Source organism: Stenotrophomonas sp. 1278 (assembly GCF_029892765.1).
GTDB lineage: Bacteria > Pseudomonadota > Gammaproteobacteria > Xanthomonadales > Xanthomonadaceae > Stenotrophomonas > Stenotrophomonas indicatrix.
Genome location: NZ_JARXWD010000002.1, coordinates 295,008 through 311,447, shown reverse-complemented (window position 1 = coordinate 311,447; position 16,440 = coordinate 295,008). Strand labels below are relative to the sequence as shown.

The window sequence follows — 16,440 nt, the reverse complement described above, 5'->3', positions numbered from 1 at the left end:
TGATACTTGCGCGCATGCCCGCCACCTGAGCTCCCATGCGTACAGCCTGCGTTCCACTTTCTGCCGATGCCGAACGGCGGCTGGATACCGATTCCTGCCTGCCTGGCGATCTGTACGAAGTGATGCTCAGCGATGCCACGGTCGATCTGCTGTTCGACAGCGGCTTCCTCACTACCCTCAATACGCGGTTCGGCCTGCTCTTTGACCAGTACGAAGACGAATCGATCACCCGTCCCGAGCAGTTACAGTACGCACGCGCATTGCTGCGCGACCTTCAACTTGGCCGTAAATGCCAATCGATTGACCCGTTGGATATCGCATTCGGGCTCGCATTGGAGAAAATGACAGGAATCTATTTCCAACTCTGAAAGCGCAGGACCGATCCGCGCTGCAGGTGCACGATGGAACGTGCGGGCACATCGTCGCCGGCACCCATCATCCATGGTTGAGCGCCGAGCGATGTCCCGATATTTCACGTTTGCCGATTACCGCCGTTTTGGCCAGCGACACGGCTATGACTACCGTGCCGATCCAAGCCACCTGCGCGAAGAACAGTGGGCCGGTCACGGCGACCTGCACGAACAGACCCTGCGCGGCGGCATGAGCCTGCTCGCATCGGATGTGCACAACCGCATCGCCTACACCGCCACAGCGCACGAACGGCCCGGCCTGGTCATCCGCGTGATGCTGCAGGGCCAGGTCGACGTGCAGGTTCCCAACCGCAGTGACTTCAGCCTGCGCGCAGGCACCGCAGTGACCACCAGCCACCGCGACCATGTGGCAATGGTCGGCGTCCATCCCGGCAATATGCGCCTGCGTGGCATCAGCCTGATGGTGCCAGCCGATCTGGACCCGGACCTGCTGCGGCAACCGCAATTGCAGCGGGCATTGGGTTCACACATGGAATGCAGGCACTGGGCGATTCCGCACGCGATGCTGCCGCCTCTCGCGCAGCTGTTCGACAGCCCCTGGCAGGACGGCCTGGATGCGCTGTGGCGCGAGGGCATTGCCCTGCAGTTGCTGTCCACCGGCCTGCAGGCCGATGATCTGCACGCCGAAGGTGCGCGTGCGCTGCGCAGTGGCCAGCGGGCGCGGCTGGAACGCGTACGGACGTTTCTGCACGACGACCCTGGCCATGCGCACAGCCTGCTGGAACTTGCCCAACTGGCCTGCATGAGCCCCAGCGCACTGCGCCGGCACTTCGTCCAGGCGTATGGCTGCTCGGTGTTCGACTACCTGCACGAACAACGCATGCGACATGCCGAGCAGGGCCTTCGCGAATCCGGCTGGAGCGTGGAACAGGCGGCTGCGGAAACCGGCTATCGGCATCCCAGCAACTTCGCTGCCGCATTCCGCAAGCGCTTCGGGCTGGTGCCCAGCCGCTGGCGCACCGGCCCTTCGAAGGTTGGTTGAAGCGCATCTGCCCGGGCAGGTGTCGACCTTGGTCGACACGCTTTCGCGCCACCGGGTTGCCGGCCAGCGGCCGGCACTACCCCATCAGTCCTGCAGGCGATCTGTTCCGGTAGGTGTCGACCTTGGTCGACACTCTCTGAAAGGGATCGCATTCCCGGTACATCTCTGCGCATGTCGCGCATGCCCCTTGCCGCCAAGAATGGGTCACGCCACCGTAGTAGGGCTGACTATAGGGAATCCACGTGGACAACCGGGATCGACCACACACGCCGAATTTCATCCGAAGCATCCAAAGCCCATGGCTGCCCGAGACGGGGGCGCATACAGAAGGCCTGCGCAGACTGCAAGCACATTGGGCCGAGGCAGCGATTCCCGAGGACTTCATTGAACTCCTGCGCTGGTCAAACGGCGGGCGCTGCGTGTTCCCTCATGCTTATGTCGACCTATGGTCCATCGCCAGCATCATCGAGCTCAACGACAGCTACCAGGTCCGTCGCTATCTTGGTGATTCCCTGATGGGCATTGGAACGGACGGGGGATCGACACTCATCGCGCTCGATCTCAGCCCGTCCAGTCGCGGACAGATAGTCTCATTCGATCTGGGCGATCTGGATATCAGCCAAGGTAAGCCTATAGCCGAGTCTATTGCCGAACTCTTTTGTAAGTTCGACAGCGGGCAGCTGACTAGCGACGACCTTTATCCTTGAGCGTGAGAATGCCGGCCAGCGGCCGGCACTACCACACCCGGCGCTACCAACATCGCGCGACCGGGGTAGCGCCGGGCCGTGCCCGGCGTCATCCCCTCTGTCTCAGTACACCGGCAGTTCGATGTAACTGGCCTGCGCGGCGCTGTGCCATACCCGCTGCGTGGCCTTCTGGTAGTCACCCGGCTTGGCCAGGTAGATGTTCGGCACGTAGGTCTGTGGGTTGCGGTCGTACAGCGGGAACAGGCTGGACTGCACCTGCACCATCACCCGGTGGCCCTTCTGGAAGGTGTGGTTGGCATTGGGCAGGTCGAAACGGTACGGCAGCACCTGGTTGGCCGCCAATGCCTTGGGGTCGCTGAAGCTCTCGCGGTAGCGGCCACGGAAGATCGCCAGCGACACCGGCAGCTCATAGCCGCCCATCTCCGGTGTCGATGCTTCCTGGTCGGGATACACGTCGATCAGCTTCACCACCCAGTCGCTGTCGGTGCCACTGGTGGACGCCTGCAGGTTCACCACCGGCGTACCTCCGATGCGCAGCGGTGCGGTCAACGGCTCGGTGATGAAGGTCAGCACGTCAGGCCGGCCATCGACGAAGCGCTGATCCTTGACTAGCCAGGTCGTCCACATGTCGCGGTCGCCAAAGCGCACCGGACGCGGTACGAACGGCACCGGCTTGGACGGATCAGACACGTATTCCTCGAAGTCGCCCTCGCCCGCCGCCGGCGCCTGGAACGCCAGCTTGCCACCGGCACGCAGGTACAGCGGCTTGCTGTTTGCCGCGCACGCCTTCTCGCAGCTGCGCGGCCAGCCCTGCAGGCGGTCCCAGTGGTTTTCACCGGTGTTGTAGACCAGCACTGGTGGCGTATCGGCCTTCGGCGCGCCATCCACCAGGTACTGGTCGAAGAACGGCTTGAGCACGTCGCGGCGGAACTGCAGCGCGGTATCGCCATCGAATCTCAGCGCCCCAAGCTGGCTTCCGTCATAGTTCACCTGGCTGTGCCGCCACGGGCCCATCACCAGGTAGTTGTGGGTGTTGCCGGTGTCGCGCCCTTCCATCGCCTGGTAGGCGTGGTTGGCACCCCACATGTCTTCCTGGTCCCACAGGCCCTGTAGCCACATGGTCGGCACCTTCAGCGGCGTCTTCGCCATCACCGCATCCAGCGCCTGGCCCTGCCAGAACGCATCGTAAGCGGGGTGCTGTACCAGCTTTTTCCACCAGGTCAGCTGGTCCACGCCGGTAAAGCGGGCGTAGTCACCGGCCGAGCCGATGCGCAGGAAAGTGCTGTAATCGTCGTAGCCCAGCGACGGCAGCGGCGTGCCCTTGCCCCGCTTCTCGGTCTGCATCGCGAAGTAGTTGAAATTGACCTGGCGGAAGGCACCGTAGTTGAGCCAGTCGTCACCCATCCAGCCATCGACCATCGGGCTCTGCGGCGCGGCCACCTTCAGTGCGGGGTGCGGATCGGTCAGCGCCATCACCACGGTGAAGCCTTCGTACGACGAGCCGAGCATGCCGACCTTGCCGTTGGTCTCCGGCACATGCTTGACCAGCCAATCGATGGTGTCCCACGCATCGGTGGAATGATCGACCTTGGTACCGTTCAGTGGCCCACGCAGCGGCCGGGTCATCACGTAATCGCCTTCGGAGCCGTACTTGCCACGGATGTCCTGGAACACGCGGATGTAGCCGCCATCGACGAACACTTCATCGCCCTGCGGCAGCAGATCGCGCATGCGCGGTGAATCGCTGCGGCTGGCGCGGCCGGCGGCATCGTACGGCGTGCGGGTCAGCAGGATCGGTGCATTGTGGGCACCCTTGGGCACCACGATCACCGTGTACAGCTTGGTGCCATCACGCATCGGCACCATCACCACGCGCTTGTCGTAGTCGCGGCCCACATCGGGGGCGACGAAGGGTTTTCCGCTGATGTCCGGGGTCATCGGCGGCGTGTCGGCGGCCAGCACGGCGCTGGACAGGCTCAGGGCTACGGCAACAGCAACGGCACGCACACGCATGGACATCACCTCCCGGCAGGAAAGGCCCCAGCCTACTCCCGTAGCCCCCGGCAAAGCGTGTGCCTGCTTTGCATTCTGCGGCGTTTACAGGCAGGACTGATGGCACATGTGCGGTCTGCTGCCGCTGCGCTCACCGCGCATGGCCCGGTGCTACCCGTTCACGGCCAACCACGGTAGCGCCGGGCCATGCCCGGCGGATCCATCACGCCACCGGTACTTCATGCAGGGCCAGCCAGCGCCAGTGCCCTCCTTCCTGCCGCAGCACTGCCAGCGATTCCCGCCACGCGGTTTCTCCCACACCCACGGCATGTCCCTCGCGATAACGCAGCATCGCCAGCGGCGACGGCGCTTCCACCGCCTGCACGGCCTCGATGGCGATCCGCAGTCCCGGCCGGGCGCCGTGTCCGCCCACGAACAGCGCCTGCACGGCGGCGCGGTCCAACCTGCGACCGGAGATGCCGACCATGCTGAAGTCCGCGCAGAAATGTTCCATCAGATCAGCCAGTGCATCGGCCGCGATCTCTGCGCGGAACCAGGCCTGCAGCTTGTCGTGCAGCAGGTGGATTTCGTGTTCGGCGGTCATGTCCATCAAGCAGTCTCCGGAGCGGAAAGGGAATGCAGCTGCGACCGGCGCAGCAGCGCCAATGGCAACAGGGTGAGTACGGCCGCCAGGCCCAGCGCCGCGCCGGTGGCATGCGCCGGCCACCACTGCATGGCCAAGGCCAGCAGCAGGGCGATGGCGGCGGTGCCCAGGCAGAAGCTGAGCTGGCGGTTGAGGTTCCACAGTGCACTGGCATCGCCCAGCGCCTCGGCGTCCACACCATGGAACGCCAGCGTCTGCGCGGTGCTGCTGCACAGGCTGCCGCCAGCGCCCATCAGGGCGAACAGCATTGCGGCCAGCGTGAAGGGGGGCTGCGATTGCAGCGCCATCAGCAGCAGACCGCTGGCTTGCAGGACCATGCCCAGCCGCAGCACCGCACCCGGTCCGAAGCGCGCCAGCAAGCGCCGGCTGCCGGTGATTGCCAGTGCCGAGGCCAGCGCCCACGGCAACATCAAGGCGCCGATCTGCGCGGCGCTGTAACCGGCGTGGTTCAGCTGCAGGGTACTGGCCAGCTGGCTGCCGATGAACACACCCGGCACCGCCAGATAGACCAGCATTGCCATGCGCAGGCCTCGATGGGACAGCAGCGACCAGCGCAGCAGCGGCTGCGGCTGCCGGCGTGCATTACGCAGGTGGGCGACGGCCAGCACTGCTGCCAGCAGCAGCAACCCTGCGCCGGCGAAGCGATGGCCGGGCTCACCCAGCCAGGTCAATGCCAGCAGCAGCGCACCCAGCGCAGACATCGCGGTGGCCAGTGCATAGCCCTGCAGGCGTGGCGCACTGCGCAAGCCATCCGCCGGCATCCACGCCAGCACCAGGGCGATCGCCAGCACCGCCAGCGGCAGGCTGGCCCACAGCACGCCGCGCCAGGACAGCCACTGCACCAGCAGGCCGCCAAGAGCCGGTGCCAGTGCCGGCACCAGCAACGCCACCAGCAGGATGCGCCGGGTCAGCGCACCGCGTTGCTCAGGCGTGCACTGCCGGTACGCCGCCGCCTGCGCCACCGGAATCAGCAGCCCGCCAGCCAACCCCTGCAGCAGCCGCCAGCCCAGCAGCCAGCCGATGGACGGCGCGGCGCCGGCCAGGCCCGCAGCCACCGCGAACAGCACCAAGGCAGCCAGCAGCAGGCGACGCTCGCCACAGCGCGCGGCCAGCCACGGGGCCAGCGGAATCACCACGCTCAGGCCCAGCATGTAGGCCGTGCCCACCCAGGCCAGGGTGCCGATGTCCGCATGCAGCTCGGCCGCCAGCGCCGGGTAGGCCACGGTGGCGATGAACATGTTGACCAGGTCCAGGGCGAACACCAGCAGGAAGATCGCCTCATGGCGCAGGCGTGGGGAAGGCATCAGCAGGCTCCAGCAGCGAAGGCGACAGCATCGCGGACCAGCGTTGTTGGAAAAACACGACAGCAGCTGCAACACTGTCAAACCTGTTTTGACAATCAGCCACCATGGTCAGCCTCGATCGCTTCGATATCTTCCGTGCCGTGGTCGAGGCCGGCAGCCTGACCGCCGCCGCCGAGCGCCTGGGCCTGAGCCGGGCCGTGGTCAGCTTCAACCTGAAGCGGCTGGAGCAGGAGCTGGGGGTAACCCTGCTGCTGCGCAGTACCCGCCACTTGGCGCTGACCGAGGCCGGCGAACAGTTCCTGCAGCACTGCGTGCAGGCACTGGATGCCGCGCAGGCCGCCATCGATGCCGCGCGCCGCGACCAGCATCAACTGCAGGGCGTACTGCGCCTGACCACCACCCCGGAGTACGCGCAGCTGCGGCTGATTCCAGCACTGGAAGCCTTCCGCGCGCAGCATCCAGCGCTGGTGCTGCATCTATCGACCTCGCCAGCCCCGGCCGACCTGATTCCCGAGCGCTTCGACCTGGCGATCCGCCTCGGCCGCCTGCCCGATTCGCAACTGCATGCCACCGAGCTGGAACGTCACCCGCTGTGCGCGGTCGCCGCTCCGGCATTGCTGGCGCGCCTGGGGTCCGCCGAGGCGGTGGATGATCCGGTACTGCTGGGAACCCTGCCCCGCCTCGGCTATCCGCGCCTGGCCGATGTGCCGGTGGTCGCGCCGGATGGCAGCGATGCATTGTTCGCCACCAATCCGGGCAACGCGGTAATACGCGTGGATGGGGCCAGCAGCCTGCGCGCGTTCGCCGTGGCCGGCACAGGAGTGACCGTGCTGCCACGCTGGCTGATCGAGGACGATCTCGCCCACGACCGCCTGCGGCCGGTGCTGCGCCAGCATCGTTTCCCGCAGCAGAGCGTGTACGCGGTGTACCCGCACAGCAGCCAGCCCTCGCCGAAGGTGCGGCAGCTGATCGATTTCCTGCGCGGGTGGTTTGGTGACGACGCCAGCTGAATCCTTCGCCCGCCGGGCATGGCCCGGCGCTACCGGAATGCCCGCAATCGGGTAGCGCCGGGCCATGCCCGGCGAGCGCAGCGGCACCCCGTAAACAGACACGGCCCCTTGCGGGGCCGTGTCTTCAACCATCAGTACCGCAGCGGATCAGCGCAGCACCTGCTCCACCAGCTGCACGTCCACCGTCTGCAGCGGCTCGGCGGCGTTGCGCGACAACTGCACCTGGTAGGTGCCGCCGGCGATCTTCCACTGGCGTGCCTGCGCATCGTAATGCGCCAGGGTCTTCGGCTCGGCTTCGATGCGGATGCGGCGCTGTTCGCCCGGCTGCAGCTCGACCTTGTCGTAGCCGATCAGGCGGATCGGCGTGGCGCTGCCGGCCGGCAGCTTCAGGTACAGCTGGGCGACGTCGGCACCGGCGCGCTTGCCGGTGTTGCGGATGTCGACGCTGGCAACCAGGCGCGAACCCTCCACGCTCACCTTCAGGTTTTCATAGGCGAACGAGGTGTAGGACAGGCCGTGGCCGAAGGCGAAGGTCGGGGTCAGGCCCTTGGCCGCCATCCACTTGTAACCGACGTTGGCGCCTTCGATATCGAAATCGAACACATCGCCGAACGGCTTGGCCGGCTTGAAGCCAAGGCCATCGATATGCGGGCGCGGCAACTGCGATTCGTCCACCACCCAGGTCACCGGCAGGCGGCCGGACGGATTGGCCTGGCCGGTCAGCAGTGCGGCAATGCCTTCACCGCCACGGATACCCGGGTACCAGGCCTGCAGCACCGCCGGCACCTGCGCCAGCCACGGCGTACGCACCGGGCCGTTGGTTTCCAGCACCAGCACGGTCTTCGGGTTGGCCTTGGCCACCGCCGAAATCAACCCATCCTGGTTGTCCGGCAGCTGCATGTCCGGCAGGTCCACCGATTCGGCCGCCCACTGGGTGGCGAACACGATGGCCACATCCGCCTGTGCAGCAGCCTTGGCCGCAGCGGCGGCATTGGTGCCGTCCACATAGGTGATGGTGGCGTCCGGACGCGCGGCACGCAGCGATTCCAACGGCGAGGACGGATGGAAGATCACCGGGCCCGGCCAGGTGGTCGGCAGCACGCCCGGCACCGCGTTGGTGCCCTTGGCCGTGACGCCCACCATCGACGAACCACCGCCACCGATCACGCCCTTGTCGGCATGGCCACCGATGATGACGATGCGCTTGGCGCTGTCGGCCAGCGGCAGCAGACTGCCTTCATTGCGCAGCAGCACGCTGCCTTCTTCCACCGTGCGCTGGGCCACGGCGAAACCGGCTTCGGCGTCGACCTTCTGGTGCTGCGGCGGGTTGTCGAAGTTGCCGTGCAGGAACATCGTGCGCAGGATGCGCGCGACCATGTCGTTCAGGCGCGCCTGCGATACCACGCCGCCGTGCACGGCCAGGCGCAGCGGCTCATCGAAGAACACCGCCGCATCGAACACTTCACCGGCAGACTGCTGGTCCAGGCCGGCCAGCGCCGCCTTCGAACCGCTGTGCACGCCGCCCCAGTCGGACATCACGAAACCGGGGAATTTCCACTCCTGCTTCAGCACCTGGTTCATCAGGTAGCCGTTTTCACAGCCGTAGGTACCGTTGATCTTGTTGTACGAGCACATCGCCACGCCCGGGCGGCCGGCTTCCAGCGCGATCTCGAACGCCAGCAGATCCGACTCGTGCATGGCCTGCTCGCCAATGCGCACGTCGTGGAAGTTGCGGCGGGTCTCCATGTCGTTCAGCGCAAAGTGCTTCATCGAGGAGATCACGTGCTGGCTCTGCACGCCCTGGATCACTGCGCCGACCATCGAACCGGCCAGCAGCGGGTCTTCACCAGCGTATTCGAAGTTGCGGCCGTTACGCGGGTCACGCTGCAGGTTGACGCTGCCGGACAGCAGGATGTTGAAGCGCTGCTGCCAGGCTTCGCGACCCATCGTCGCGCCACCGGCAAAGGCAACACCGCGGTTCCAGGTGGACGCCGTGGACGGGCCCGATGGCATGGCGGTGGCGAAATCACCCGGGCGGATGCCACCGGGATTTGTCACGCCCACGCCGGCGTCGGCCGACTGCTGCGACGGAATGCCCAAGCGCGCTACGCCCGGCACGAAACCGGCCGAACCCACCGCACCTTCCGGCAGCTTGCCACCGTCCTTGCCCAGCCCGAAGTAGCTGTGCAGCATCTGGAACTTCTCGTCCTCGGTCATCGCCTTCAGCAGCAGCGCAGCGCGCGCATCGGCGGTGAGCGTGGTATCCATCCACGGCTGCTCGCCGCCCTTGTCAGCCGCATAGGCCAGGGTCAGCAGGGTTGCACGCAGCGCGCTGCCTTCAACCTTGAACGGCGCACTGCTGGCGGCCTGGAAGCCATCGCTGAAATAGCTGGCATCGGCCTCCAGGGCCACGCGTGCCGGATCGAAGCCGGCCGCTTTGGCCGATTCACCGGCCACCGCGCCGAGCAGCACCGCCGGCGCGCCCAGTCGCGAACGCGACACCAGTGCCGGCAACTGCGAAGCACCGGCGCCAGCGTCGGTGTACACCGCCACTGCATGGCGGCCGTCATCCAGGCGCAGGTAGTTCAGGCCCGGCTGGTCGGGGCCGGATTCGGCGGCGATCGGCAGCCGGGTCAACACGGCCTGGCCGTGCTGGGTCTGGCCGTCATCCTTGCCGGCGGCGATGAAGCGGTACTGGTAGCCCAGGCCATCGGCCAGCAGCTGCAGCGGATCGACCTGGCCGATGCCGCGCTGTACCTGGCGAACGCTGACCGCATCCACCTGCAGGGTCTTCAACTGGGCAGCCAGGGCCGGCATCGCGTCCGCGGTCGGCGCCTGTTCCAGTGTCAGCACGGTGAAAGCGGCGGAGTCGGCCCAGGCCGGGGTGGCCAGTGCGGCAGACAGGGCCAGGGACAGGGCGAGCGGCTTTGTAAACGTTTTCATCGGCGGGCGTAATTCCGTTGCCAAGGCAATCGGTCCAGGGAAAGTGCCGCCGAAGGGTGCAGCGTCATGCCGCGCATGCGTTGCCGGGCAACGCCTTGCAGGCCAGAGGACGGGCCGGTCTGCGCGCGGGACCCTCCTCCCGTGCGTGACAACCTGCCTGTCCGGGCCGCGCAGGGCGACCCATCATGTGAAGAGTGTGCGAGGGCGTTCATCCCTGTCAACAGGACCTAAGTCACAGGCGCGATGTGCGGACTGGTTATCAGCCCATCACCGGCGGTCATCAACGGGCTGCACGGCGCTGCCGATAATGGTTCTCCCCGGCGACGAATCGAGCCCATGACCGTACATCGCGACTTCGACCATCTCTGGCGCGACCGCTGTGACACCTCCAGCCAGCGCAGCCCGCGCGTGCTGATCCGGGTGTTCGTCGCCCCCGGCGAACTGGAACGCAGCGTGGCCTTCTACGAGCAGCTGCAGGGTGTGGTCGCCGATGCCGGCTTTCCGTTTCCCGATGCGGGCCTGCGGCTGGCGATGGTCGGTGCGTTCCTGCTGATCGAAGGCTGCGACGAGGCGCTGGCGCCGTTCACGTCGACCACGGGCACGTTGCTGGTCGACGACGTTCGGCCTTATCACGACAAGTTGGTGGCCGCCGGCGCCGAGATCATCTTTCCGCTGCAGGTGGTACCGACCGGTGCGGCGTTCAATGCGGTGCATCCCGACGGCACCGTGGTCGAGTACGTGCACCACCGGCCGGACCCGCAGGGGCGGTGAGGTGGCGGCCGGGCTGCGCCCGGCACCCGCAGAGGCAACGGCCAATGCAACAGCAGAAGCAAAAGCTGGGCTCCTGTTGGTAGGCGGGGCAGGTCCGGTTGCGGGGGACGGCGCAAGTACGTCCATGTAGCCTCGGTCGCCGCATCCATGCGGCTCACGCCCCCGCAACCGGACCCACCCCGCCTTCGACAGATTTCCGGCGCGCAGTAGATCCACGCCATGCGTGGATGTTTTTCCCATGAACCTTTGCGACATACGTCATCCACGCATGGCGTGGATCTACAATTCCTCCATGTCCTCCCCCGCTCTACCCTGGAATGGCACCCTGCTGCTGGATGCACACGTGGCCGTGCTGCAGGGCCACGCCGGTGACAGCGCCGCGCATGCGCACTACGCCCATCAGCTGCTGCTGAGCGACGGCGTCCCTTGGCAGGTCGAGATCGATGGCGTGCAGCAGCAGGGCCAACGGCTGTGGCTGCGCTCCTTCCAATCGCACGCGATCCTGTCGGCGCCCGCTGACGGCTGCACGGTGTTCCTCGAACCGGCACATGCCGACCTCGAACAGATCCAGCAGCATCTGCAGTCGTTGCCCGGCAATGCCGCGCAGCTGCACGAGTGGCTGCCGCGACTGAGCCGCCCACAGCCCCTGGACCGCCGCGTGCAGGCGGCGCTTGCCCGCATCACCCAGCACCTGCCCGGCCCGGTGCCAGCCGCCGATATCGCCGAGGCCGCGCATCTGTCGACCAGCCAGCTGCATCGGCGCTTCCAGTCCGAGCTGGCAGTGACCCTGCGCGGTTGGGTGCTGTGGCAACGGCTGCGCAGTGCGCTGGCGCATCATCTGCGCGGGCACAGCCTGACCGACAGCGCGCATGCCGCCGGTTTCGCCGATCTGCCCCACCTCTCGCGCAGCCTGCGCCGCATGTTCGGCATCGGTGCCGCGCAACTGCAGGGCCTGCAGCTGCACGCGGCCTGACGCATCGATCAACCGCGCCTGCGCAGTCCTTCCGGAAGCTCCGGCACCTCGCCATGGGGCAGCGCGCGGAAGGGGGCCAGCAGTTGTGCGGAATACGCCTGCGGATAGTCCGGCTGGCTGCCGATGCCCAGATCACGCTGCCGCAACCGATAGCCCGGTGCATCAAAGGCGGTCCCCAGCAGGTGGTCCCACACGGTGAAGAACAAACCGAAATTGACATCACCTGCGGTGCCATAGCGGATGTGGTGGAAGCGGTGCAGCGGTGCCCATGCCATCATCCGGCCCAACACACCCGGGCGCATGTCCACGTTGGAATGCTGCAGCAGCAGCTGGATCGCGATGGCGAACGCCAGCACCGCGGCCACCGGCATCGGCATGCCCAACAGCAGCAGCGGCAGTACGCCGCCCACCGCTTCGGCGGCCTGGTGCAGTGGGTGTTTCATCAAACCATTGAAGCCATACATGCGGGTCACGCTGTGATGCACCGCATGCAACCGCCACAACCAGCCGATGCGATGGCTGGCGTAGTGCACCAGGGTGATGCCAAGGTCAGCGGCGATGATCGCCACCAGCACCTGCAGCGCGAATGGCCACTGCGTCGGCCAGACGTGCCAGGGCACGATTGCCGCCAGCATCGGCACCGTGGCGATCGACAGCAGGTTCAGGCTTTCATTGACCAGCGCATGCAGGACGTCGCGCAGGCGGTCACCCTGGTCGTGGTTGAACGCCGGATCGTAAGGCCACAGCCGCTCGGCAGCGAACGACACCGCGATGGCGACGGCCAGCAAGGCAAGCAGCCACAGCGGGTCACCGTGGGAGTGGCCGACCCAGGTGATGGCGGCGGCAACAAAACCCAGCAGGAACAACGGGGCATACAGGCGGAGCATCCAGTGCTTCATGGCTGGCTCTGAACAGTGAGGGGCCTGCATGTTGGCGCGGCATGCGGGCTGCAGGCTTGAACAAACAGCGCAACCCCGCGTCCGCTCACGTTGAATGCCCGCCTTGGTGGGCGATCCACGTCTGGCGTGGATCTACAATGTCGACCTCATCGCGGCCTGGACCGGCATGGATTCCTTCACCTTGATGCGCGCCTTCCGCCGCATCGTCGAACGCGGCAGCCTCGCCCGTGCTGCCGAAGACCTGGGCCTGTCGCCAGCCGGGCTGAGCAAGCAGCTGCGCACGCTGGAAACGCATCTGGGCGTAGTGCTGCTGCAGCGGACCACCCGCCGCATGAGCCTGACCGAAACCGGCCATGCCTATTACCGCGAATGCTGCCGCCTGCTCGATGAACTGGACGCGCTGGAGCGCGGCATCGCCGAACAGCGCGGTGAAGTGAGCGGGCGCCTGCGGGTCAATGCACCGCAGTCATTCGCGCTGAGCACGCTGTCGCCATTGCTGCCACGCTTCCTGCAGCAGCATCCGCAGCTGTCGCTGGACCTTGTGATGGAAGACCGCCTGCTCGATGCGGTCGGCGAAGGTTTCGATGTGTCGCTGCGGCTGCGTGCCGAGCTGGACGACTCGCGACTGGTAGCGCGCCGCCTGGCCTCGCTGCAGCAGGTGCTGTGCGCGGCTCCGTCCTACCTGCGGCAGCATCCGGCACCGCAGGCGGTGGACGATCTGCAGGCGCACAGCGTGCTGGCCTACAGCCTGTCTGACTCGCCCGGCAGCTGGCCGCTGCTCGGCCCTGATGGCCAGGTCACGGTGACCCTGCCGACACGGGTCACCGCCAACAACAGTCTGCTGCTGCGTGACCTGCTGGTCGCCGGCCTCGGTATCGGTGCGCTGCCCTCGTTCCTGGCCGCACCGGCACTGGCCAGCGGCGAACTGCAGCAGGTGCTGCCCGACCATCGCTATCCGCCGCGGTTCGTCTACGCGGTCTACCCCACCGCGCGCCACCTGCAACCGAAGGTACGCGCCTTCATCGATTTCCTGCACGCCGAACTGCCCGCCTGCGCCGGGCTGGATTCGTAACCGCCAGCGAAAACTGAGCTGCCCGCCGCGTGCTGTTTCGGCCCGGCGCCACTGCCTACTCTGCCGCCTCCCCTCTCACGGACGGCAGGCCGATGATCGCCTCTCCTTCGCTGACCATCACTGCACCGGTGGTCGATTTCTTTCATGACGTGGTCTGCGGCTGGTGCTTCGTGCTGGCCCCGCGCCTGCAGCAGGTCTCGGTCGAACTCGGCATCCAGGTCCGCCACCGCAGCTTCGTGCTGCAGGACTCGCGCGAACAGATGATCGAGGTATTCGGCTCGATGCCGCGCGCCAAGGCCATCATCCTGCGCCACTGGGCCGACTGCGCCGCGCATGACGACAGCGCGCGCATCGATATCGACGGCATGCGGGCACAGGACTTCGAATACCCTTCCGGTTGGCTGGGTGCACTGGCCTGCCAGGCCGCCGGCATGCTCGGCGGCAACGCCGCACACGGCGCGATGTTCGATGCCGTGCAGTGGGCGCACCTGCACCAGCACCGAAACATCGGTGACGTCGAGGTGCTGCTGGACATCGCCGAACAGCTGGGGCATCGGCGTGGCGTCTTCGCCGACCGGATGCGCAGCGATGAGGTGCGCCAGCGCGTGCAGGCCGACCGCGCTGAAGCTGCCGCACTCGGCATCCGCTCCATCCCCACCGTCATCACCGGCAACGGCCTGCGCCTGCAGACCCTGCCGCTGCCGCAACTGCGCCAGGCCCTGGCGCCGCTGGTCGCGGCCTGAGCCGCACCGTTCCCCCACCTTCAAGGAGATTCCCATGACCCCACGTACCCTGGGCACCGCCCTGGCCCTGCTGTTGGCCGGCGCCGCGGCTTCCACCGCCGTGTCCGCGCACGAACGCGTTCCCTCCGGCCAGCAGGTCGGCACCAGCCCCTGGGGGCCGAAGGACGAGATCGGCCGCCTCAACCTGATCACCGAGGCCTCACGCGCAGCGATCCTGTCGCGGGTCAGCGGCGGCAAAGCCTACGATCTGGCCACCGAGTACTACGTCGGCATGCCCAGCTGGCAGGATGCCGGCGACCCGCACTACCAGTTCTGGATGACCCACACCCCGCGCGGCACGGTGATGGACGACCCGATGGGCGTAGGCGAGACGATGAACCTCACCCGCAGCTACACCGGCACCGCGTTCTCGATGTACAGCCACACCGGCACCCACATCGATGCGCTGAACCACTTCGGCATCCATGGAAAGATCTGGAATGGCTTCGAGGCCGACAAGCACCTCGGCGACCGCGGCTGGAACGTCACCGGCATCGAGAAATTCCCGCCACTGATCGCCCGTGGCGTACTGATCGACGTGGCCGGCGCCAAGGGCATGGACATGCTGCCGGACAGCTACCGCGTCACCCGCCAAGACCTGAAGGATGCGCTGGCACGCCAGCAGGTGAAGCTGCAGCAGGGCGACATCGTACTGATCCGCACCGGTCGCATGCGCCTGTTCGAACAGCCCAAGGCCTACATGGCCAACCCGCCGGGCATGGGCCTGGATGCGGCGCGTTTCCTGGTGGAGGACAGCGGCGCGATGATCGTCGGCGCCGACAACCTCAGCTTCGAGACCTTCCCTTCCGAAGTGTCCGACGACTACGTGCCGCTGCACACCTACCTGCTGGCGCAGCAGGGCGCGCCGATCATCGAGCTGGTGGCGCTGGATGAACTGGCGCGCGACAAGGTCTACGAGTTCGCCTTCATCGGTGGCCCGCTGAAGATCCGCGGCGGCGACGCCGCGCCACTGCGCCCGGTGGCCCTGCCGGTCCGCCCGTGACCCGATAGCCGGGCCAGGGTGGGCGGTGCCGACCTTGGCCGGCACCGCTTTTCCCGCATCCAGGCCCCCGTTCCCAAGCAGATCCACGCCATGCGTGGATGCTTTACCTCCTTCAGCAAGCTGAAACCCCGCCCTCCGATTTCATTAGTAATATTACTCACAAGCCGAGTAGCATGTCCGGTCTCAGCCCCTGATATCGGCCTGTCGATACTCGCTCCATGCCTGCCGTTTCCGCCCACTTCTGCCGCTTCCCGCCAGCCCGGCGCCTCCCCCGGAGGACCGTCTGATGGGCGCCGTCGTCGCCCTCGACCGCCTGCTGGACGGCCGCCAGGTCTGGCGCGGGCCGGCACGCCAGGGGCAGGCCAGTGACCATCTGGCCAGTGGCCACCCGGCGCTGGACGCGCGCCTGCCCGGCGGTGGCTGGCCAGCCAGCGGGCTGTGCGAAGTACTGCAGGCCGCACCCGGGGTCGGTGAACTGGCCCTGGTCTGGCCGGCGCTGGCAAAGCTGAGCCAGCACCCACGGCCGATCGTGCTGGTCGCCCCACCCTATCGCCCGCACGCCCCGGCATGGGCCGCCGCCGGGCTCGACCTGGCCCAGCTGCAGATCATCCACGCCGCACCGAAGCAGGCGCTGTGGGCGGCCGAGCAGTGCCTGCGCTCTGCCGCCTGCGCCGCCGTGCTGTGCTGGCCGCAGCAGGCCGACGATCGTGCCCTGCGCCGCCTGCAGGTTGCCGCTGACAGCGGCCAGTGCCTGGGTTTCGTGTTCCGCGAGGCCCGCGCCGCCCGCAACCCCTCCCCGGCCAGCCTGCGCCTGCAGCTCGACCATGGCCAGGTGCGGGTGCTGAAGTGCCGCGGCGGGCTGCCACCAGCGCAGCCGTTGCCGCTGGCCATCGCCCACTGAGGCCGC

The 16,440-nt window shown here is 67.0% G+C and carries 15 protein-coding genes; 10 read left to right on the top strand and 5 right to left on the bottom strand.

Features of this window, described 5'->3' with window-relative positions:
* Window positions 1-35: 35 nt before the first annotated feature.
* From M2299_RS03645 to M2299_RS03635, 3 genes are all read left to right on the top strand, one after another.
* Window positions 36-368 (top strand): hypothetical protein, encoded by a 333-nt coding sequence (locus M2299_RS03645; protein WP_280883891.1) that lies wholly within the window; start codon window positions 36-38, stop codon window positions 366-368.
* A 91-nt stretch (window positions 369-459) separates the two neighbouring features.
* A complete protein-coding gene (locus M2299_RS03640) occupies window positions 460-1,413 on the top strand; it encodes an AraC family transcriptional regulator (RefSeq protein WP_025878502.1) in 954 nt (317 codons plus the stop codon).
* Between the two features lie 242 nt (window positions 1,414-1,655).
* Complete coding sequence (locus M2299_RS03635; protein WP_165780404.1) at window positions 1,656-2,120, top strand: SMI1/KNR4 family protein; 465 nt, start codon at window positions 1,656-1,658, stop codon at window positions 2,118-2,120.
* Between the two features lie 102 nt (window positions 2,121-2,222).
* Here the strand turns inward: M2299_RS03635 and M2299_RS03630 are convergent, their stop codons facing one another.
* From M2299_RS03630 to M2299_RS03620, 3 genes are all read right to left on the bottom strand, one after another.
* Window positions 2,223-4,133, bottom strand: a complete 1,911-nt coding sequence (locus tag M2299_RS03630) for a CocE/NonD family hydrolase (RefSeq protein ID WP_099786074.1) — start codon at window positions 4,131-4,133, stop codon at window positions 2,223-2,225.
* 202 nt (window positions 4,134-4,335) lie between these two features.
* Complete coding sequence (locus tag M2299_RS03625; protein ID WP_280883890.1) at window positions 4,336-4,722, bottom strand: DUF4440 domain-containing protein; 387 nt, start codon at window positions 4,720-4,722, stop codon at window positions 4,336-4,338.
* On the bottom strand, window positions 4,722-6,080 hold the full coding sequence (locus M2299_RS03620) for an MFS transporter (RefSeq protein ID WP_280883889.1): 1,359 nt from the start codon (window positions 6,078-6,080) through the stop codon (window positions 4,722-4,724). Before M2299_RS03620 ends, M2299_RS03625 begins: the two co-directional genes overlap by 1 nt.
* 104 nt (window positions 6,081-6,184) lie before the next feature.
* On the opposite strand from M2299_RS03620, the gene M2299_RS03615 reads away from it, so the two are divergent.
* Window positions 6,185-7,090: a LysR family transcriptional regulator gene (locus tag M2299_RS03615; RefSeq protein ID WP_099842794.1), complete on the top strand. Its 906-nt coding sequence runs from the start codon at window positions 6,185-6,187 to the stop codon at window positions 7,088-7,090.
* A 147-nt stretch (window positions 7,091-7,237) separates the two neighbouring features.
* Here the strand turns inward: M2299_RS03615 and M2299_RS03610 are convergent, their stop codons facing one another.
* A complete protein-coding gene (locus M2299_RS03610; protein WP_280883888.1) occupies window positions 7,238-10,033 on the bottom strand; it encodes a glycoside hydrolase family 3 C-terminal domain-containing protein in 2,796 nt (931 codons plus the stop codon).
* A gap of 336 nt (window positions 10,034-10,369) precedes the next feature.
* Here M2299_RS03610 and M2299_RS03605 point away from each other — a divergent pair, with 336 nt between their 5' ends.
* Entirely contained in the window at window positions 10,370-10,804 is a 435-nt protein-coding gene (locus tag M2299_RS03605; protein ID WP_025878496.1) for a glyoxalase/bleomycin resistance/dioxygenase family protein, read from the top strand.
* Window positions 10,805-11,072: 268 nt separating this feature from the next.
* On the top strand, window positions 11,073-11,777 hold the full coding sequence (locus M2299_RS03600) for an AraC family transcriptional regulator (protein ID WP_032975256.1): 705 nt from the start codon (window positions 11,073-11,075) through the stop codon (window positions 11,775-11,777).
* A gap of 8 nt (window positions 11,778-11,785) precedes the next feature.
* Here the strand turns inward: M2299_RS03600 and M2299_RS03595 are convergent, their stop codons facing one another.
* Entirely contained in the window at window positions 11,786-12,664 is an 879-nt protein-coding gene (locus tag M2299_RS03595) for a sterol desaturase family protein (protein ID WP_227417042.1), read from the bottom strand.
* 178 nt (window positions 12,665-12,842) lie between these two features.
* Here M2299_RS03595 and M2299_RS03590 point away from each other — a divergent pair, with 178 nt between their 5' ends.
* The 4 genes from M2299_RS03590 (at window position 12,843) to imuA (ending at window position 16,434) form a co-directional block, all read left to right on the top strand.
* Complete coding sequence (locus tag M2299_RS03590) at window positions 12,843-13,748, top strand: LysR family transcriptional regulator (protein ID WP_280883886.1); 906 nt, start codon at window positions 12,843-12,845, stop codon at window positions 13,746-13,748.
* 92 nt (window positions 13,749-13,840) lie between these two features.
* Window positions 13,841-14,491 carry a DsbA family protein gene (locus M2299_RS03585; RefSeq protein WP_223485891.1) on the top strand — a complete coding sequence of 217 codons (651 nt, stop codon included), beginning with the start codon at window positions 13,841-13,843 and terminating at the stop codon, window positions 14,489-14,491.
* A 34-nt stretch (window positions 14,492-14,525) separates the two neighbouring features.
* Window positions 14,526-15,533: a cyclase family protein gene (locus M2299_RS03580; RefSeq protein WP_280883885.1), complete on the top strand. Its 1,008-nt coding sequence runs from the start codon at window positions 14,526-14,528 to the stop codon at window positions 15,531-15,533.
* Between the two features lie 286 nt (window positions 15,534-15,819).
* Window positions 15,820-16,434, top strand: coding sequence for a translesion DNA synthesis-associated protein ImuA (imuA, locus tag M2299_RS03575; protein ID WP_025879221.1), 615 nt, complete (start codon window positions 15,820-15,822; stop codon window positions 16,432-16,434).
* Window positions 16,435-16,440: the final 6 nt, after the last annotated feature.

Coding starts and splice junctions, on each gene's coding strand:
- M2299_RS03645 (WP_280883891.1), top strand. CDS start 36: ATGCGTACAGCCTGCGTTCCACTTTCTGCCGATGCCGAACGGCGGCTG.
- M2299_RS03640 (WP_025878502.1), top strand. CDS start 460: ATGTCCCGATATTTCACGTTTGCCGATTACCGCCGTTTTGGCCAGCGA.
- M2299_RS03630 (WP_099786074.1), bottom strand. CDS start 4,133: ATGCGTGTGCGTGCCGTTGCTGTTGCCGTAGCCCTGAGCCTGTCCAGC.
- M2299_RS03625 (WP_280883890.1), bottom strand. CDS start 4,722: ATGGACATGACCGCCGAACACGAAATCCACCTGCTGCACGACAAGCTG.
- M2299_RS03620 (WP_280883889.1), bottom strand. CDS start 6,080: ATGCCTTCCCCACGCCTGCGCCATGAGGCGATCTTCCTGCTGGTGTTC.
- M2299_RS03615 (WP_099842794.1), top strand. CDS start 6,185: ATGGTCAGCCTCGATCGCTTCGATATCTTCCGTGCCGTGGTCGAGGCC.
- M2299_RS03610 (WP_280883888.1), bottom strand. CDS start 10,033: ATGAAAACGTTTACAAAGCCGCTCGCCCTGTCCCTGGCCCTGTCTGCC.
- M2299_RS03605 (WP_025878496.1), top strand. CDS start 10,370: ATGACCGTACATCGCGACTTCGACCATCTCTGGCGCGACCGCTGTGAC.
- M2299_RS03600 (WP_032975256.1), top strand. CDS start 11,073: ATGGCGTGGATCTACAATTCCTCCATGTCCTCCCCCGCTCTACCCTGG.
- M2299_RS03595 (WP_227417042.1), bottom strand. CDS start 12,664: ATGCTCCGCCTGTATGCCCCGTTGTTCCTGCTGGGTTTTGTTGCCGCC.
- M2299_RS03590 (WP_280883886.1), top strand. CDS start 12,843: ATGGATTCCTTCACCTTGATGCGCGCCTTCCGCCGCATCGTCGAACGC.
- M2299_RS03585 (WP_223485891.1), top strand. CDS start 13,841: ATGATCGCCTCTCCTTCGCTGACCATCACTGCACCGGTGGTCGATTTC.
- M2299_RS03580 (WP_280883885.1), top strand. CDS start 14,526: ATGACCCCACGTACCCTGGGCACCGCCCTGGCCCTGCTGTTGGCCGGC.
- imuA (WP_025879221.1), top strand. CDS start 15,820: ATGGGCGCCGTCGTCGCCCTCGACCGCCTGCTGGACGGCCGCCAGGTC.